Source organism: Alitiscatomonas aceti (genome assembly GCF_025567195.1).
Classification (GTDB): domain Bacteria; phylum Bacillota; class Clostridia; order Lachnospirales; family Lachnospiraceae; genus Alitiscatomonas; species Alitiscatomonas aceti.
In genome coordinates this window covers 14,584-32,157 of the sequence record NZ_JAOQJF010000015.1, presented here as the reverse complement: position 1 = coordinate 32,157, position 17,574 = coordinate 14,584, and the positions used below count along the sequence as shown (strand labels likewise).

15 protein-coding genes and 1 other annotated feature are annotated in these 17,574 nt (G+C 54.1%); of the genes, 14 read left to right on the top strand and 1 reads right to left on the bottom strand.

What is annotated here, in order from left to right; genetic code table 11:
* The first annotated feature begins 77 nt into the window (after positions 1-77).
* A complete protein-coding gene (locus OCV69_RS08930) occupies positions 78-641 on the top strand; it encodes a hypothetical protein (RefSeq protein WP_158358734.1) in 564 nt (187 codons plus the stop codon).
* 223 nt (positions 642-864) lie between these two features.
* Complete coding sequence (locus tag OCV69_RS08925) at positions 865-1,056, top strand: hypothetical protein (protein ID WP_158358735.1); 192 nt, start codon at positions 865-867, stop codon at positions 1,054-1,056.
* Positions 1,057-1,415: 359 nt separating this feature from the next.
* On the opposite strand, the gene OCV69_RS08920 is transcribed toward OCV69_RS08925, so the two are convergent.
* Positions 1,416-3,329: a DUF885 domain-containing protein gene (locus tag OCV69_RS08920; protein ID WP_158358736.1), complete on the bottom strand. Its 1,914-nt coding sequence runs from the start codon at positions 3,327-3,329 to the stop codon at positions 1,416-1,418.
* A gap of 205 nt (positions 3,330-3,534) precedes the next feature.
* Positions 3,535-3,792 (top strand) — a binding site (T-box leader).
* 39 nt (positions 3,793-3,831) lie between these two features.
* Between OCV69_RS08920 and metG the strand changes: the two genes are divergently transcribed.
* From metG to OCV69_RS08860, 12 genes are all read left to right on the top strand, one after another.
* Positions 3,832-5,808 carry a methionine--tRNA ligase gene (gene metG, locus OCV69_RS08915; RefSeq protein ID WP_158358737.1) on the top strand — a complete coding sequence of 659 codons (1,977 nt, stop codon included), beginning with the start codon at positions 3,832-3,834 and terminating at the stop codon, positions 5,806-5,808.
* Positions 5,802-6,560 carry a TraX family protein gene (locus tag OCV69_RS08910; RefSeq protein WP_158358738.1) on the top strand — a complete coding sequence of 253 codons (759 nt, stop codon included), beginning with the start codon at positions 5,802-5,804 and terminating at the stop codon, positions 6,558-6,560. The genes metG and OCV69_RS08910 overlap by 7 nt, the downstream gene beginning before the upstream one ends.
* Positions 6,544-7,314, top strand: coding sequence for a TatD family hydrolase (locus OCV69_RS08905; protein ID WP_158358739.1), 771 nt, complete (start codon positions 6,544-6,546; stop codon positions 7,312-7,314). The genes OCV69_RS08910 and OCV69_RS08905 overlap by 17 nt, the downstream gene beginning before the upstream one ends.
* A gap of 18 nt (positions 7,315-7,332) precedes the next feature.
* Positions 7,333-8,199: a 16S rRNA (adenine(1518)-N(6)/adenine(1519)-N(6))-dimethyltransferase RsmA gene (rsmA, locus tag OCV69_RS08900; protein WP_158358740.1), complete on the top strand. Its 867-nt coding sequence runs from the start codon at positions 7,333-7,335 to the stop codon at positions 8,197-8,199.
* 26 nt (positions 8,200-8,225) lie between these two features.
* Entirely contained in the window at positions 8,226-8,915 is a 690-nt protein-coding gene (locus OCV69_RS08895) for an L-2-amino-thiazoline-4-carboxylic acid hydrolase (RefSeq protein WP_022273446.1), read from the top strand.
* A gap of 7 nt (positions 8,916-8,922) precedes the next feature.
* Positions 8,923-10,236, top strand: a complete 1,314-nt coding sequence (locus OCV69_RS08890) for an MATE family efflux transporter (protein ID WP_158358741.1) — start codon at positions 8,923-8,925, stop codon at positions 10,234-10,236.
* Between the two features lie 132 nt (positions 10,237-10,368).
* Positions 10,369-11,355 (top strand): diaminopimelate dehydrogenase, encoded by a 987-nt coding sequence (locus OCV69_RS08885; protein WP_158358742.1) that lies wholly within the window; start codon positions 10,369-10,371, stop codon positions 11,353-11,355.
* Positions 11,356-11,387: 32 nt separating this feature from the next.
* Positions 11,388-12,782 carry an MATE family efflux transporter gene (locus OCV69_RS08880; RefSeq protein WP_022273449.1) on the top strand — a complete coding sequence of 465 codons (1,395 nt, stop codon included), beginning with the start codon at positions 11,388-11,390 and terminating at the stop codon, positions 12,780-12,782.
* A 53-nt stretch (positions 12,783-12,835) separates the two neighbouring features.
* Entirely contained in the window at positions 12,836-13,705 is an 870-nt protein-coding gene (locus OCV69_RS08875; protein WP_158358743.1) for a leucine-rich repeat domain-containing protein, read from the top strand.
* 71 nt (positions 13,706-13,776) lie between these two features.
* A complete protein-coding gene (locus OCV69_RS08870; RefSeq protein ID WP_158358760.1) occupies positions 13,777-15,138 on the top strand; it encodes a vWA domain-containing protein in 1,362 nt (453 codons plus the stop codon).
* A gap of 3 nt (positions 15,139-15,141) precedes the next feature.
* Positions 15,142-16,653 carry an ATP-binding protein gene (locus tag OCV69_RS08865; protein ID WP_158358744.1) on the top strand — a complete coding sequence of 504 codons (1,512 nt, stop codon included), beginning with the start codon at positions 15,142-15,144 and terminating at the stop codon, positions 16,651-16,653.
* A 36-nt stretch (positions 16,654-16,689) separates the two neighbouring features.
* The gene (locus OCV69_RS08860; protein WP_158358745.1) at positions 16,690-17,562 is read left to right on the top strand and encodes a B12-binding domain-containing radical SAM protein; all 873 of its coding nucleotides are present in this window, start codon (positions 16,690-16,692) and stop codon (positions 17,560-17,562) included.
* Positions 17,563-17,574 lie beyond the last annotated feature (12 nt).

Sequence of the window (17,574 nt, the reverse complement as noted above, 5' to 3'; positions counted from 1 at the left end):
AAATACTTGACTTATATCTGTTAATATTATAACATATTAATTGTAAACAGTAAATATGATTTTGAAAGGAGGACCATATGAAGAGTATCAAAAAAATTGTTGCATTATCGTTTGTTTTTGTTATGTTTTCTTGCTTCGTAAGCTGGGCGGGAACAAAGCACGTAACTACGGATGAATATGATCCCCGGAATATGACTTGGGAAGAACGTGCCGAATGGGTGGATGCAAATGTTCCTAAGACACACTATGAGGCTCCCGTAGCATTATTCAACGCAAATTCAGAGTGGTTACTTACAGAGGAGACATATTCAGATGTAGGAACAGCCCAATATACAACTGGAACTATGAGAACCAAGGTAAAATTTGTTGTTGATAGGGATGCATATGCTGTAAAAGATTGGGCAACGGCAAAATTTGAGGCTGATGTACTTTCACCTTATGCTAGTGTTGTGGATAAGGCGGTGAATCAGCATTGGATGGTAGAACCAGGCAATCTCAGAATAATATATGAGGCTTGGTATTTAGACCCGACAGGTACACGTTTCATTGAACACTGGTATAATTTACATGGAAGCGGTGCTTATGATGTACAGACAATTAATGGAGAGGGCCCGACAGAGGTGGGACCAACTAGAAAATAATCTCATGAAGCACGATATAGGGGCTTTTATATGGGTAAAAATCATATAAAAGTCCTTTTATTAGTTTATACAAAAATTATTTGTTAAAGTATCTTTATGGTATGAGGTATATAGTGGTTTGCTAACTAAGAATGTAAATGGAAAATATTTGTAAGATGCAATACAATTAGGGCAGATAACAAAATAAATGATAGAAAAAATTCTGCCAGGAAGGAGGCGGCTTATGAAGGGAATGCCATTGGTGTTTTTATCGGATATTATGAGGGAGCAGATGGTACGAGAAAGTGCTCCGATGGTAACAAATATGGTGCTGAACTTTTTTCTTATTGCCATAGGGGCTATGGTGATTTTATATGGTGGAGGTTGGCTCCTGGATAAGATCGCTGGATGGTGGAAGAAGCGAAAAGACAGATAAAAAATAGTTGGATTTTAGGTAATTCACTAGAGTTCATAAAAAGTATCGGTACCTATCTAAAATGAAGAAGAGTTAAATACTATTTCAGAAGTATATTTCTGGTGTAGAGGATGTAAGATGTTATTATATGTCTTTACTGGTGTATTTTGCTGAGAGTTGTTTCTGCGGAGGGATTTTATAGTTTCTGAGACGTCCCCACAGATTTTACAATCTGTGGGGACGTCGATTTTATTCAATAGGGGGGCTGAATGATTTTTGATGTTCTGTATTTGGTTGATTCATACAAAGACGATACTGAAGAATCTAACATCCAGAGATAGGATTTTATAAAAATCTTCTTTAAACCGGAAGCTGCGGATTCACCCTCTGGTCGGAGGCGGGCCCGCAGCCTGGCGGACCTGTTCCTCCAGCCAGGCCGTAAACCGGGGGCGGATCACAGAAAAGGGCACAGGCCCCAGATCCAGGAGGAGCTTATGGAAGTCCAGGGGAGAAAAACGGCTTCCCAGGGCGGCCTCCGCCTGCTCTCTCATGTCCATGTATTCAATATATCCTCCGCAGTACTCCAGATAATTGGCTGGGTTATCGATCATCACCTGCCACAGCTCCCGGACCGTCTGGTCGTCGGCCTGGAAGCAGGAGCGGATGAATTCCCCGGCTCTGGCCTCGTCCCAGCCGTCATAATTGATCCCAATATCCAGCAGGCCATGGACGCAGAGGGACAGGGAGCGCATATGGGCCCGGTACTTTCCGGCGGCCCTGGAAAGGCCGTTGTCAAAGGTACAGGCGATATTTTCCACATAGGTGGCCCAGCCCTCGTTGGCTCCGGAGCAGCTTAATAGAGCGGACAGCGGCGTTTTCGCGTGGGTCCGGTTGTATACGGTCTGGTAGAGATGGCCGGGAAAGCCCTCGTGGGCCAGGGTGGTGTAGAGGTCCTTCCGGCTGTCGGTGGAGCCGCCGTTGATGTAGATGACGTTCTGGTCCCTGTCGTCCACAGGAGCCGTCAGATAAAAGGCGGGGCTTAAGGAACCCTCCAGACAGGAGGGGACCTGGCGGACCTCATAGCCGCACTGGGAAAGCTCCGGGAAAAGCCCCTTCATCTGCTCCTGGAGGTCCAGAAGGATGGCCTGGGGATCAGTCAGGGAAAAGGAGGCGTTTTCCAGACCGGCAGCGGGAGTCTCCCGGAGGATCCGGCCAAGGGCCTCGTAGTCCTTTCGGATCCTGGCCTTTAAGGCCTCCTTAAGCTCCGGGACCGTATAGGAGAGTCCGGGCCCGGTTTTTACCAGGTATTCATAATACTGCTTCCCGTCCCTGGCTCCGGCCAGGCCGCCGTCGTTGATCCCGCGCCCCTTAAGAACGGTCATGCCCTGGATCATGGCCTCGTAGGCCGGAATAAAATGTCCTTGTATGGCGGACAGATGGCGGGAGTGGAGATCCGCCTTCTGCTCTGCGGTCAGAGGGACCTCTTGTTCCAGGGCCGCCAGCCTGGCGGCAAAGGTTTCAGTGAGAAAGTTCTGGTCCGGATCGATCCGGTAGCTCTCACAGGATTCCAGGATCCGGTCGATGGTGGTATCCGAGGGACCCAGGCCCGCATCGGCCTTCTGGTTTTCAAATTCCAGGATCTGGGCGTAATAAGCATCGGTCTGGGACAGAAGGGCCAGGTAGTCCTCCACGTCCTTTAAGGAGTGGAAGGAATATTCTGCCAGGAGAATGGGAAGCTGGGCCTGGACACCGATGGTGGGAGCCAGGGGCTGCTCATAAAGCTCCAGTCCCCGGCCCATGAGGGAGGCCTGGAGGGTCTCGGAAAGGGCGTCGTACACCAGGGCCTGGTCTTCGGTGAGCAGGGAGCGGTCGAAGGCTGCCAGCCGGTCTGCCAGCTCCTGGACCGCCGCCCCGGACTGGATCATGTCCTCCAAAGTGCAGGTACCCAGCCTCGGTTCTCCGGGAGAGATCCCGAAGGCTTCCGGCCGCAGCAGCGTATAGTGGAGGTCCAGGGTACCGGCCTGGGCCATCTCCTCCTGGAAGACCTGGGTGCAGAAGGAATCAAAGGCAGCCTGGGCAGCGGCAATGTCCTCCTGGGACGGACACCCAGGAGCCCCGCCGGACTCCGAAGCCGCGCCGTTTCCCGGAGCGGTGCTGTTTTCAAAGGCCGCGCTGCTTTCTCCGGGCTGCCGGATCCTCTGACGGCCACAGGAGGTGAGAAGCAGGGACAGGGCCAGGAGCCCCCATAGAAGTATGTACGGATGTTTTCGGGAAAAGCCATGTTCAGGCCGCATGACGATACCTCCTTGAAAAGCCGGGCCAGATCCGGGAAGAGCGCCCGGAGACCGGCTGTATACCGCCAGTATATGAAGGGGATGGAAGAGGTATGTGCCGGTTTTTGGCCGGAGGCTGCGGAGCGGGATGGCAGAAGTCTGCCTGCAGGCGTTTTCCCAGTCTTGACAAAACCGCTGGAACAGGATAGACTAGGGGTATAATAGGGAAAAGGCTGTGAAGGGAAGAGTATGCAAAAAGGGAAGCTTTCAGAGACCCCGGATGGTGCGAGCGGGGAGCGGAGCTTTTGCAGAAGATGGTCCCGGAGCTGCGCGGCTGAAGGAGCTGCCGGTAAAAGGGCAGAGAGTTGAGGCCGCGACGGAAGCGCCCGTTAGCGCGTCAGGCTGTTTATGGCAGCCGGTGAGGGGGATCCTGTGAGGGATCTCTGAATTAAAGTGGTAACACGAGGGAGAACTCGTCTTTAAGAGAAGACGGGTCTTTTTTTGTCTTAAAGGAGGATTTTTTATGTGCAAGAATTGTAAGAAGCCGTACTATATTTCCACGGCCATTGCCTACACATCCGGAAAACCGCATATCGGAAATACGTATGAGATCGTGCTGGCAGACGCCATTGCGCGGTACAAAAGAGAGCAGGGCTATGACGTATATTTCCAGACCGGAACCGACGAGCACGGCCAGAAGATCGAGTTAAAGGCCCAGGACGCCGGCGTGACGCCCAAGGAGTTTGTGGACAACGTGGCGGGAGAGATCAAAAATATCTGGGATCTGATGAACACATCCTATGATAAATTCATCCGCACCACTGACGAGTACCATGAAAAGCAGGTGCAGAAGATCTTTAAGAAGCTCTACGAAAAAGGCGATATCTATAAGGGCCATTATGAGGGCCTTTACTGTACGCCCTGCGAGTCCTTCTGGACCCCGTCCCAGGTGGTGGACGGAAAGTGCCCCGACTGTGGCCGTCCGGTACAGCCTGCAAAGGAGGAGGCTTACTTCTTCCGTATGAGCAAATATGCCCAGAAGCTCATCGACCATATCAACAGCCATCCGGAATTTATCCAGCCGGTATCCAGGAAAAATGAGATGATGAACAACTTCCTGCTGCCGGGCTTACAGGATCTCTGCGTATCCAGGACCTCCTTTAAGTGGGGGATCCCGGTGGATTTCGATCCGAAGCATGTGACCTATGTATGGCTGGACGCCCTGACCAACTATATCACAGGGATCGGCTATGACTGCGATGGGAACCATGATGAAAAATTCAATAAGTTCTGGCCGGCAGATCTCCATCTGATCGGTAAGGATATCATCCGGTTCCATACCATTTACTGGCCCATCTTCTTAATGGCCCTGGATCTGCCCCTTCCCAAGCAGGTATTCGGCCATCCGTGGCTCCTCCAGGGCGACGGAAAGATGAGCAAGTCCAAAGGAAACGTGCTGTATGCCGATACGCTGGTGGACTTCTTCGGCGTGGACGCAGTCCGTTACTTTGTACTCCATGAGATGCCCTTTGAGAATGACGGCGTGATCTCCTGGGAATTAATGGTGGAGCGGATGAACTCCGATCTGGCCAATATCCTGGGCAACCTGGTGAACCGTACCGTTTCCATGGCCAATAAATATTTCGGCGGCGTTGTGGAGAACAAAAACGTCTGCGAGGACGTGGATGATGACTTAAAGGCCGCTGTTTTAGAGGCTGTGAAGAAGGCAGACGAGAAGATGGAGAAGCTGCGCGTGGCCGATGCCATCACAGAGATCTTCAATATCTTCCGCCGCAGCAATAAATACATCGACGAGACCACTCCGTGGACTCTGGCAAAGGATGAGGAGAAGAAGGACCGTCTGGCTACGGTGCTTTACAACCTGACCGAGGCCATCACCATCGGCGCGTCTCTCCTGTCCTCCTTTATGCCGGAGACGTCTGAAAAGATCCTGGCCCAGCTCAATACAGAAAAGAGGACTCTGGAGGCCATGGACCAGTTCGGACTGTATCCCAATGGAAATAAGGTAACGGAGAAGCCGGAGATCCTGTTCGCCCGTATGGACGTGAAGGAGGTCCTGGAGAAGGTGGAAGCCATGAAGGCAGAAGAAGCCAAGGCCGCCGGAGAAGAAGAAAACGCCCAGGAGGAAAGCGTTGTGGATGTGGAGAAAAAGCCGGAGATCACCTACGATGACTTTGCAAAGCTCCAGTTCCAGATCGGCCAGATCGTAAAATGCGAGGAAGTGCCCAAGTCCAAGAAGCTGCTCTGCTCCCAGGTGAAGATCGGTTCTGAGACAAGACAGATCATCAGCGGCATCAAGGCCTGGTACAAGCCGGACCAGATGGTGGGGAAAAAGGTCATGGTGGTTACCAACTTAAAGCCGGCAAAGCTGGCGGGAATGCTTTCGGAGGGCATGATCCTGTGTGCTGAGGACGATGAGGGAAATCTGGCTCTTATGACTCCGGAAAAGGATATCAAACCTGGCTCCGAAGTATGCTAGGATGGCAGAGGACGTATTCTGCATCCGACCTTAAGCGGATCGCCATGGGGACCATGGTCCTGGACCATCTGGCGTTCCATCTGATGGAACGCGGCGGCACGGACCTCCCTATGGCCTGGTATATACTGGGAACAGCCATGCGCCTTGCGGGGCGGGTGGCTTTTCCTCTTTATGGTTTTTTTCTGGTCCAGGGCTTTTTCCACACGGGAGACTGGGGAAGGTATATGAAGCGCATGGTCCTTCTGGCTCTGGTTTCAGAGATCCCATTTAACCTTATATGCAGCGGAAGGCCGATGTATCCGGTGCAGAATACGCTGGTAACTCTTTCTATCAGCCTTCTGGCCTTAAAGGGGATCCGGGCCGTCCAGACCTGGGAGCCGGAGGAAGGGGCCTTTGGAGGCCGTGCGGGGGCTGTGTGGCTTAAAACGGCGGCCATTGTCCTTACAGCAGCTGCTTCCATGGCGGCGTCCGGGCTTTTAAACTCCGACTACGGCCCACTGGGCGTGCTTTTTATCCTGATCCTGTATTTTTATAATGGAAATTTCCAGGCCCAGAGCCTGGCGGGAGGCGCGGTGCTGATCCTTCTGGAGGGAATCGTCTGGGGCGGCTTCGGATGCATTGCATTTTTCTTCATCAGCCGTTACAATGGAACCAGAGGAAGGCGGCTGGGATATCTGCCTTATGTGTTTTACCCGGCCCATCTGCTCATCATTTACTTCATAGGAGTGCTGATCTATGGAATACATTTTTGATACCCACGCCCATTACGACGATGAGGCGTTTGACGAGGACAGGGAGAGCCTGATCGGGAGCCTTAGAGAGAACGGGATCGGGAACGTCTGCAACATCGGTGCCAGTATGGAGTCCTGCCGGACCACCCTGGCCCTGGCGGAAGAATATCCCTTTTTTTACGGGGCTCTGGGGGTCCATCCCAATGAGACAAAGGATCTGACCGAGGAGGACATGGACTGGCTCCGGAAGGCCTCCGGATCGGAAAAGATCGTGGCCATCGGAGAGATCGGCCTGGATTATTACTGGGATGAGCCGGACCGGGAGATCCAGAAAAAATGGTTTGTCCGCCAGCTCTCCATCGCAAAGGACACGGGGCTTCCTGTGGTGATCCACAGCCGGGACGCGGCAAAGGACACCATGGACATTATAAAAGCGGAGCACAAAGGGACCACCGGCGGCGTGATCCACTGCTTTTCCTACGGTGTGGACCAGGCCCGGGAATATCTGGACATGGGATATTTCTTAGGGATCGGCGGCGTCTTGACCTTTAAGAACGCCAAAAAGCTGAAGGAGGTGGCGGAATACGCGCCCATGGACCGTCTGGTCCTGGAGACGGACTGTCCCTACCTGACGCCCGTTCCCTACCGGGGAAAGAGAAATTCCTCCCTGTATCTTTCCTATGTGGCAGAGGCCCTGGCAGAGCTTAAGGGCATGGAGAAGGACGAAGTGATCCGTGTCACCGCAGAGAATGCCAGACGGCTTTACAGGCTTTAAGAAAAGTGAGAATCGTATATGAAAGAATATCTGGGAAATCCCAAGAACACCATTGAGATCATACAGAAGTATGAATTTATGTTCCAGAAAAAATTTGGACAGAACTTTCTGATCGATACCCATGTGCTGGAAAAGATCATAAACGCCGCCGGAGTCACAAAGGACGACTGTGTGCTGGAGATCGGCCCCGGCATCGGCACCATGACCCAGTACCTGGCAGAAAATGCCAGGCAGGTGGTGGCCGTGGAGATCGACCGGAACCTGATCCCCATCCTGGGGGAGACCCTGGCGGCCTGGGACAACGTGACCATCATCAACGAGGATATTTTAAAGGTGGATATCCGGGAGCTGGCGGACCGGTATAACGGCGGCCGTCCCATTAAGGTGGTGGCGAATCTTCCGTACTATATTACTACGCCCATCATCATGGGGCTGTTTGAAAGCGGCGTGCCCATTGATAACATTACGGTCATGGTCCAGAAGGAGGTGGCCGACCGGATGAAGGAGGGGCCTGGCTCCAAGGATTACGGGGCCCTGTCTCTGGCGGTCCAGTATTATGCAAAGCCGGAGATCGTGGCCAACGTGCCGCCCAACTGCTTTATTCCCAGGCCCAATGTGGGCTCTGCGGTGATCCGGCTCACAAGGTACACGGATCCGCCGGTGACGGTCCGGGATGAGAAGCTGATGTTTAAGCTGATCCGGGCGTCCTTTAACCAGAGGAGAAAGACTTTGCAGAACGGATTAAATAATGCTCCGGAGCTGCCGTTTTCCAAGGAAAAGGTGGCTGCGGCCATTGCGCGCATGGGCCTTCCGGCATCGGTCCGGGGCGAGGCGCTGACGCTTTCCCAGTTTGCAGAGCTTTCCGATATTTTAGGGGAACCGTAGACAAAGGTTCAGAAAGGGGAGTTTTTATGGGATTTAATGAGATGACACACGCGTTTCTGGCGGCCAGGTACTATATCCGTCTTACGGAGCAGTTCGGGGACCGGGGACGGGAGGCCTTTATCCATGGGATCCAGTATTATGGAAGCCAGAGGGGCCGCCGCATGGCCCAGAGAGCCATCCGGGACGGAAAGCCCCTGACCTATGAGAACTACTGCCGGTACGGCGAGTGGGTCAATACAGAGGAGATCAAGGCCATGGGAGCCGCAAACCGGGTGGAGATCGGCGGCTATGATCCCGATTATATCATGAATATTTATTCATGTCCGTGGTTTGCCCAGTTCCAGAAAATGGGAGCCGGTGAGGCGGGAAAAGCCTATTGCAGTGTCCTGGACGCGTCCATTTCCCGGGGCTTTAATCCGGACATCCGGTATGAGGTGCCCCAGACCCTCCACACCCACGACCACTGCGTCCAGATCGTCCGGAACGCCGGGCTCACTCCGGAAATGAAGATCGAAAAATATATGCCCGGAGTAAGATCCTTCGAGTACCACTGCGCCCATACCTTCTGGTCCCTGAGAGAGGTTTCCGAAGGGATCTTCGGGGACGAAGGCGTAAAGGCCAGCGACGCAGTCTTAGAGGACTTTGCAAAAGAATACGGCCGGGAGATGGCGGATACCATTGCCGGCTATAAGGATACAAATTTTAATATGGCATGAGGAGATTATGAAACAGAACCGTTTACTTGAAGATCCGGTCCGCAGTGTATTCCTAAGCTATCTTGTGCCGTCGGTCAGCGCTACCCTGGTAACGTCCATCTATATCCTGGCGGATACCATGATGATCGGCCGCGGCATCGGTTCTGTGGGAATTGCGGCCCTTAACATTCTGCTGCCCCTTTACAGCACCTTTTTCGGCTTTGGCATGATGTGCGGCATCGGCGGCAGCGTCCTGTTCGGCTTTTCCAGAGGAAAGGGAAATGAGCGGGAGGCCCGGGGGTATTTTACCACCGGCCTCCTGATGGCCCTGGTGTTTGCGGTCCTGACCCTGACCCTCTGCAATGTGTTTTTTGACCCGCTTTTACGGCTTCTTGGGGTTACCCCGGCCATGAGGGAGCACGCTGTGGCCTACGGGCGGGTGCTGGTGACCGCGTCGCCCATGTGCGTCATGTCGTCGTTTTTACAGGCCTTCGTAAGAAATGACGGAGCGCCGAAGTTGGCCATGGCCGGAGTCATCAGCGGCGGCGTCACCAACGTGATCCTGGATTACGTATTTATTTTCATCATGAAATGGGGCATGGGCGGAGCCATGCTGGCCACGGCAACGGGCACGACCCTGACCGTTCTGATCTTAAGCAGCCATTTCTTTTCAAAGGAGAACCATTTAAAGCCCCTCTGGAATGTGAGCCTTAAAAAGGTGCTGGAGATCCTTGGGAACGGACTGGCAAGCTTTATCCTGGAGGTTTCCAACGGCTTTGTAACGTTCCTGTTCAACCGCCAGCTTTTAGCCTATGTGGGCGACCTGGGCGTGGTGGTCTATGGGATCATCAGCAACACGGCCCTGGTGGTGACCTCCATCTCCAACGGCATGGCCCAGGCGGTGCAGCCACTTCTTTCGGCCAACTACGGAGCCGGAAAGAGAGACCGGGTCCGTCAGGGACTGGGCCTGGGGATCCGGGTGGCCCTGGCTGCGGGCTTGATCTTTACGGCGTCGGGATTTTTCTTTCCCACCCAGCTGGCGTACCTGTTTTTGGAGCCCACAGAGGAGATCCTTTCCATGGCGGTCCCGGCCATTCGTCTGTATTTCCTGGCCTTCCTGGTAAGCGAGTGGAACATCATGTGCAGCACCTATTTCCAATCGGTGGTGCAGCCCAGGCGTTCCCTGACCATCACGCTTCTCAGGGGAGTGGTCTTAAATACAGCACTGGTGATGGTCCTTCCGGTCATTTTAGGTGTTAACGGCATCTGGCTGGTGGTAACGGTCTCTGAATTTATCACAGCGGCAGTGGCTTTCTTATTTATCCGCAGAGAAACGCATTGACACGGAAAAGCCATATTGCTAAAATGAAAAAAGACCGGGAGCTTTTTCTGGTCTGAGGAGACTGTGAACCAGAGCCGGACCTGCGGCGGGATTTCCGCCCGGAGCCGGACACAGAACGGAGGAATGAGATCTATGACGATTCGTGTAGGAATCATGGGATACGGAAACCTTGGGCGCGGCGTGGAATGCGCGCTGAAGCAGAATCCCGATATGGAATTAACGGCAGTATTTACAAGAAGAGATCCCGGAAGCGTGAAGATCCTGACAGAGGGAGTGAACGTATATCCGGCGAAGGATGCCAAAGACCTGGCAGACCAGGTGGACGTCCTGATCCTCTGCGGAGGCAGCGCTACGGATCTTCCGGAGCAGACCCCGGAATATGCGAAATATTTTAACGTGGTGGACAGCTTTGATACCCACGCAAAGATCCCGGAGCACTTTGCGGCTGTGGATAAGGCCGCAAGAGAGGCCGGAAACACAGCGGTGATCTCCGCCGGCTGGGATCCAGGGATGTTCTCCTTAAACCGCCTGTATGGAAGCGCAGTGCTCCCGGACGGAAAGGACTATACGTTTTGGGGCAGAGGCGTGAGCCAGGGCCATTCCGACGCCATCCGCCGTATCGCGGGCGTGAAGGACGCGAGACAGTATACGATCCCGGTGGAGAGCGCCCTGGAGGCCATCCGCAGCGGGGAAACGCCGGAGCTGACCACAAGACAGAAGCACACAAGAGAGTGCTTTGTGGTGGCCGGGGAAGGGGCAGACAAGGCAGCCATCGAAAAAGAGATCGTGACCATGCCCAACTACTTTGCCGATTATGATACCACCGTACACTTTATCTCCCAGGAGGAGATGGAGCGGGACCACAGAAGCCTGCCCCACGGCGGCTTTGTGATCCGCAGCGGAAAAACGGGCTGGGATCTGGAGCATAATCATGTGATCGAGTACAGCCTGAAGCTGGATTCCAATCCGGAATTCACCTCTTCCGTGATCGTGGCCTGTGCCAGGGCTGCGTACCGCATGAAGCAGGAGGGCATGACCGGCTGCAAGACGATCCTGGATCTTCCGCCGGCATACTTATCCTCAAAGAGCGGAGAGGAACTGAGAAAGGAACTTTTGTAAAAAACATTTTTTTCAAACAATAGGTGAAACTGATGCAGCGAAAGAAAAATGAGACCGTACAGTATAATGGGATCACGGAAGGCGTGATCTGGCAGCAGCTTTTGATCTTCTTCTTCCCCATCCTGTTTGGAACCTTTTTCCAGCAGCTTTACAACACGGCGGATGCCATGATCGTGGGAAAATTCGTTGGAAAGGAAGCTCTGTCTGCCGTAGGCGGAACCACAGGAAACCTGATCAACCTTCTGGTGGGCTTTTTCGTGGGCCTGTCCTCCGGTGCGGCCGTGATCGTTTCCCAGCATTACGGAGCGCGCCAGGATGACCAGGTACGGACCTCGGTCCATACCTCCTTCTGTCTGGCCCTGGCCGGCGGCGTGTTTCTGATGATCGTGGGCGAGGCCTGCGCCAGAGTGGCTGTAAAGGCCATGGGCGCTCCGGAAGAGATCATGGACTATTCTGTTACATATATGCGGATCTACTTCCTGGGAGTGATCCCCAACCTGGTCTACAATATGGGCGCGGCTATTTTAAGGGCCGTGGGAGACTCCAAGCGTCCGCTGTATTATCTGATCGTCTGTTGTTTTGTGAACATCGGACTGGACCTGCTGTTCGTTGTGGTACTGAAAATGGAGGTGGCGGGAGCCGCTCTGGCGACGATCCTGTCCCAGCTCCTTTCCGCCGCCCTGGTGATGTGGACGCTGATGCGCACGAAGGAATCCTTCCGGTTTGAACTGAAGCATCTGAAGGTGGATAAGCCCATGCTGAGAAAGATCATCCAGATCGGCTTTCCGGCAGGACTCCAGTCGGTGCTCTACTCCATTTCCAACGTGGTGATCCAGGCCAACATCAACAGCTTCGGCACCAACGTCATTGCGGCCTGGGCCGTTTACGGCAAGGTGGACGGACTGTTCTGGATGATCATGGACGCCATGGGCATCGCCATCACCACCTTTGCAGGCCAGAACTTTGGAGCGCGCAAATATGAGCGGATGCAGAAGGGCCATTATGTGGGTCTGGGGATCACCACGATCCTGACGGCCATCCTGGCCGCAGGTGTCATGCTCTTTGGAAGCATCCTGGGGTCGCTTTTTACCAGCGATCCGGACGTGCTGGCGGAAAGTATGACCATCATCCGGTTCGTAACGCCGTTCTGGTTCAGCTATATCTGTGTAAACGTATTTTCCAGTACTCTCCGGGGCATCGGCGACACGTTTATCCCCATGCTGCTGATCTGCTTCGGCACCTGCGGCTTAAGAGTCCTCTGGATCTTTACCGCAGGAGTGATGTATCCGGGCCTTTATACCAGCCTGGCCAGCTATCCCTTAAGCTGGACTGTCACATCCGTTGCGTTTATCATTTATTACTATAAATTCAGTGATATGCGCCGGATCAACAAGCTCATAAAGAAAGAGAAGAAAGAACGGCAGTAATGGAGCATATGGAAGTACAATTTGATTTTGTGGAAAAAAACGGAGGCGCCTGTGTGACAAAGATTTTGTCGCCGGGCGCCGCCTGTGTTATACCGGAAACCCTTTCCGGGCTTCCGGTGACTGAGCTGGGAGATAAGGCACTCGCCCAGACCGGGGTGGAGGAGGTGTTCCTTCCAAGGACTTTGAGGCGGTTGGGGCGGTACTGCTTTTATGGCTGCGAGAGGCTTTCCCATATCCATTTTTATGGAGGTCCCTTGGAGACGGGGGGAGGCTTTCTTGCGGCCTGCGGGCGTCTGCGGGAGCTGACGGTCCACATGGATCCGTCGGAGCGGTCGGCGCTTAGGGATTTTGTGACCGAGGCCAGCGGACGGCTTCTGGTCCATTACCTGCTGCCAGGACCGGACGGGGAGGAGCATGAGGCGGCCAGGCTGCTGTTTCCGGTCTATTACGACGAGGCGGTGGAGAACACGCCGGCCCGGATCACCGTGTCCAACATCCACGGCACCGGGCAGAAATACAGATACTGCTTTGAGGATAAAAGGGTCCGGTTTGATAAGTATGACCGGCTGTTCGTTTATGAGACGGCGGAGGAATCCGTAACAGCAGCGGCCGAGATCGCCGTGTCCCGCCTCATGTATCCCCATGGCCTTTGGGCGGAGGCACGGAGCGCCTACGGGGACTTTCTAAAGGAGCACCGGATGGAGGTCTTTCTGGACAGCCTGGGGAAAATGGAAGTCTTTAAGTGGCTGATGGCCCATGGACCCGACGGAGAGGCGGGATCTCTGGCAGACGGACTGACCCGGGAGGAGACGGAGACCCTGCTCCTGGAGGCCTCCCGGAGGAAAATGGGAGAGATTTCCGGAATGCTTATGGAGTTTAAATATCATAAATTTCCAGAAAAAAAGAAGAAATTTGAATTTTAATTCAGCAGAAAGGGGAGAATGCAGTGGAGCCATATGAACAGAAGACGCCGGGGGACCGGGGAAACGGCATCATGCGGACGGAGGCCGGAGCGCCTTCGCCCATCTGGCTGGAGCAGGCGGCGGCAGAGGAGCTGGCCGGAGTCTGTATGGAGATCCTTGGAAACGCCAGGAACGAGCTGTATCTTTCCATGCGCTTTCTGGACGTGGCCTTAAGCTCTCTGTACTTTGCCCCGGATCCATCGGTCCGGGGGCTGGGGACCGACGGCACCACCCTGTTTTTCCAGATGGAGTCCCTGGCGGCCATGTATAAAAAGAACAGGATCCTGGTGAACCGGACCTACCTCCACGGAGTGCTCCACTGTCTGTTCTGCCATCTGTGGAACCGGAAAAAGCGGGACAGGGAGTATTGGGACCTGGCCTGTGACATTGCGGCAGAGTCGGTGATCGACAGTCTTCTGCGGCCCTGTATCCGTATTTCTCCTTCTGCGTTCAGACGGGAGTTCTATATGCGGCTGGAGAGCCGGTGCCGGGTTCTCAATGCGGAGAGCGTGTACCGGACGCTCCGGGACATGGACCTTTCCAAACGGGAGCTCCAGCGGCTGACAGCGGAATTTTATGCCGACGACCACCGGTTCTGGGAGCAGGAGCAGAAGCCTCCGCATCCCAATATGGCCAGAAACCGGAAAGAGGACTGGGATCAGAAGCGGGAAAAGATGCAGGTGGAGATGGAGGCGTTTTCTGAGGAAATGTCGGAGGATGAAAAGGACCTGCACAGCCAGCTGGCGGTGGAAAACCGGGAGCGGTACGATTACAGGAAATTCCTGCGGAAGTTTGCGGTCCTTAAGGAAACCGTCCAGGTGGATCCGGATTCCTTTGACTATGTATTTTATCATTACGGCATGGAGCTTTACGGCAATATGCCCCTGATCGAGCCTCTGGAGACGAAGGAGCTTAGGAGGGTGGAGGATTTTGTCATTGTCATCGACACCTCCATGTCCTGCTCCGGGGAACTGGTGCGGCAGTTTTTAGAGGAAACGTATTCAGTGCTGACCCAGTCGGAGACGTATTTTAAAAAAGTGAACATCCATATCATCCAGTGCGACGACCGGGTGCGGGAGGACGTGGCCATCACCAGCGCGGAAGCTCTGAAATCCTATATGGAACGGCTCACCATAAACGGCTGCGGCGGCACTGATTTCCGCCCGGCTTTCCAATACGTGGATGAGCTGGTGGGAAAGCAGCGGTTTTCCAGGCTTAAGGGACTTTTATATTTCACCGACGGACGGGGGATCTATCCGGTGAAGCGGCCGGTCTATGATACGGCTTTTGTGTTCATGGAACAGGATTTCCTGGATGTGGATGTGCCTCCCTGGGCCATGAAGATCATCCTGTCCCCGGAGGACCTGGATCGGGATGTGGAGGAGAAAGGATAAAGCATGAATATCAAACGGGCGAAGGAAGAATTAAAAAATACCATCCGGGCATATCTTGCAAAAAACAGCTACGGGGAGTATGAGATCCCGGTCATGGGTCAGAGACCGGTTCTTTTAATGGGACCGCCAGGGATCGGGAAGACCCAGATCATGGAGCAGGTGGCCAGGGAGTGCGGCATTGGCCTGGTGGCGTACACAATCACCCACCACACAAGGCAGAGCGCCATCGGCCTTCCCTTTATCTCAGAGAAGACCTATGGGGAAAAGGCGGTCTCAGTGACCCAGTACACCATGAGCGAGATCGTGGCGGCTGTTTATAATAAGATGGAGGAGACCGGACTTAAGGAGGGGATCCTGTTCATCGACGAGATCAACTGCGTGTCGGAGACACTGGCTCCGGCCATGCTGCAGTTTTTACAGTATAAGACCTTTGGGAACCATAAGATCCCCGACGGCTGGATCATCGCGGCGGCGGGAAATCCGCCGGAATTCAATAAATCCGTCCGGGAGTTTGATATTGCGACCCTGGACCGGGTGAAGCAGATCTTTGTGGAGCCGGATTTCGCCGTATGGAAGGAGTATGCGGTGCGGATGGAGGTCCATCCGGCGATCCTGTCCTACCTTACGGCCAGGCCCCAGAATTTCTGCCAGGTGGAGACTACGGTGGATGGTCCGGTCTTTGCGACCCCCAGAGGCTGGGAGGATCTGTCCGGATTTCTGACGGTTTATGAAAAGCTGGGAATCTCCTGTGACCGGGAGGTGGTTTCCCAGTATATCCCCCACGGGAGGATCGCCAGGGATTTTGCCAGTTATCTGGAGCTTTACTATAAATACCAGGCTCATTATCAGATCGATGAGGCCCTGTCCGGCCATAGGAGCGAAGCCCTTCTGGAGCAGGCGGCCAGAGCTCCCTTTGATGAGAAGCTTTCGGTCATCAGCCTGGTGCTGGCAAAGCTCAATGTGGAGTTCCGAAAGACTGGGAAAATGGAGGATAGCCTGGAGCTGCTGTTTGAGAAGCTGAAGGCGGTTAAGGAGCGGTTGGCAGAGGATGGAGACAGGACTCCTGTGCAAAGGCTTACAGCTTTTATCGGAGAGGTCCGGGAGGAATATGAAGGAAAGAAACAGGCAGGGCTTCTCACAAGGGCCCAGATCCACCAGTATGAGGACGTCTGCGGCACCATGGACCAGTATCTTCTGGCGGCAGGAGAGGCGGAAGCCCAGGATGGAGAGGCGCTGTTTGGGATGCTGGCGTCCAGGTTCGGAGAGGAACGGGAGCAGTATGAGGATCAGTGCAGGGCCGCTCTTCAGATGGTGGAATATGCTTTCGATCTTATGGAGGGCGCCTTTGGGGACAGCCAGGAAATGGTCATTTTCATCACAGAGCTGAACACCAGCTATGATGCGGTCCGGTTCCTGGAGGAGAATCCGTGTGAACGGTATTACCAGTATAACAGGAAGCTGCTTTTCGAGGACCGGGAGGCGGATATTAAAAGAAAGCTGGAACGGCTTTTATAAAGAACTGAAAACCAAAAGAAAATGGAGGAGAGCAATATGCAGTATGAAGGAACCTTATACAGACCCCCCAGCGAGGCCAGAAGCCTCATTATCCAGGTCACCATCGGGTGCGCCCATAACCGGTGTACCTTCTGCAACATGTACCGGGAGAAGAAGTTCCGGGTACGGGAAAAAGAGGAGATCATGCGGGATCTGGACGAGTGCCGGGCGTACTACGGGCCTATGGTGCGGCGGGTGTTCTTCGCCGATGGCGACGCCCTGGTGGTGAAGACGGAGCTGCTGTTGGAGCTTCTGGATTACGTCCATAAAAATTTCCCGGCGGTGGAGCGGATCGCCGCCTACGGAACGGCCAAGGACGTGTTAAAAAAATCGGAGGAAGATCTGAAGGCCCTGGCAGCAGCGGGACTGGAGCTGATTTATCTGGGAGCTGAATCCGGCGACGACCGGGTGCTGGAGCATATCAAAAAGGATGTGAAGGCGGCAGACATCATTGCAGCAGGACAGAAATTAAAGCGGTGCGGCTTACAGACATCGGTGACGCTGATCTCCGGCCTGGGCGGCCGGAAGGGGATCCGGGACCATGCCATAAAGTCTGCGGAGCTGATCACAGGAATGAACCCGGAATATGCCTCCTTTTTAACGCTCCGTCTTTACGAGGGGACGGAGATGAACGAGGAGGTGAAGCGCGGCGACATGGAGCTGATCACGCCCGACGAGATCGTGGAGGAAATGGAGCTGTTCTTAAAGAATGTGGATTCTCCGGGAACCGTATTCCGTACCAACCACGCCTCCAACTATGTGGTGCTGGCGGGAAATCTCAACGAGGATATCCCGCGGATGTTAGGAGAGCTGGAGGAGGCAAAGGAAGAGCAGAGATACCGTCTGGAGGAGTGGCGGAGACATATCTAAAAGACAGGGGAG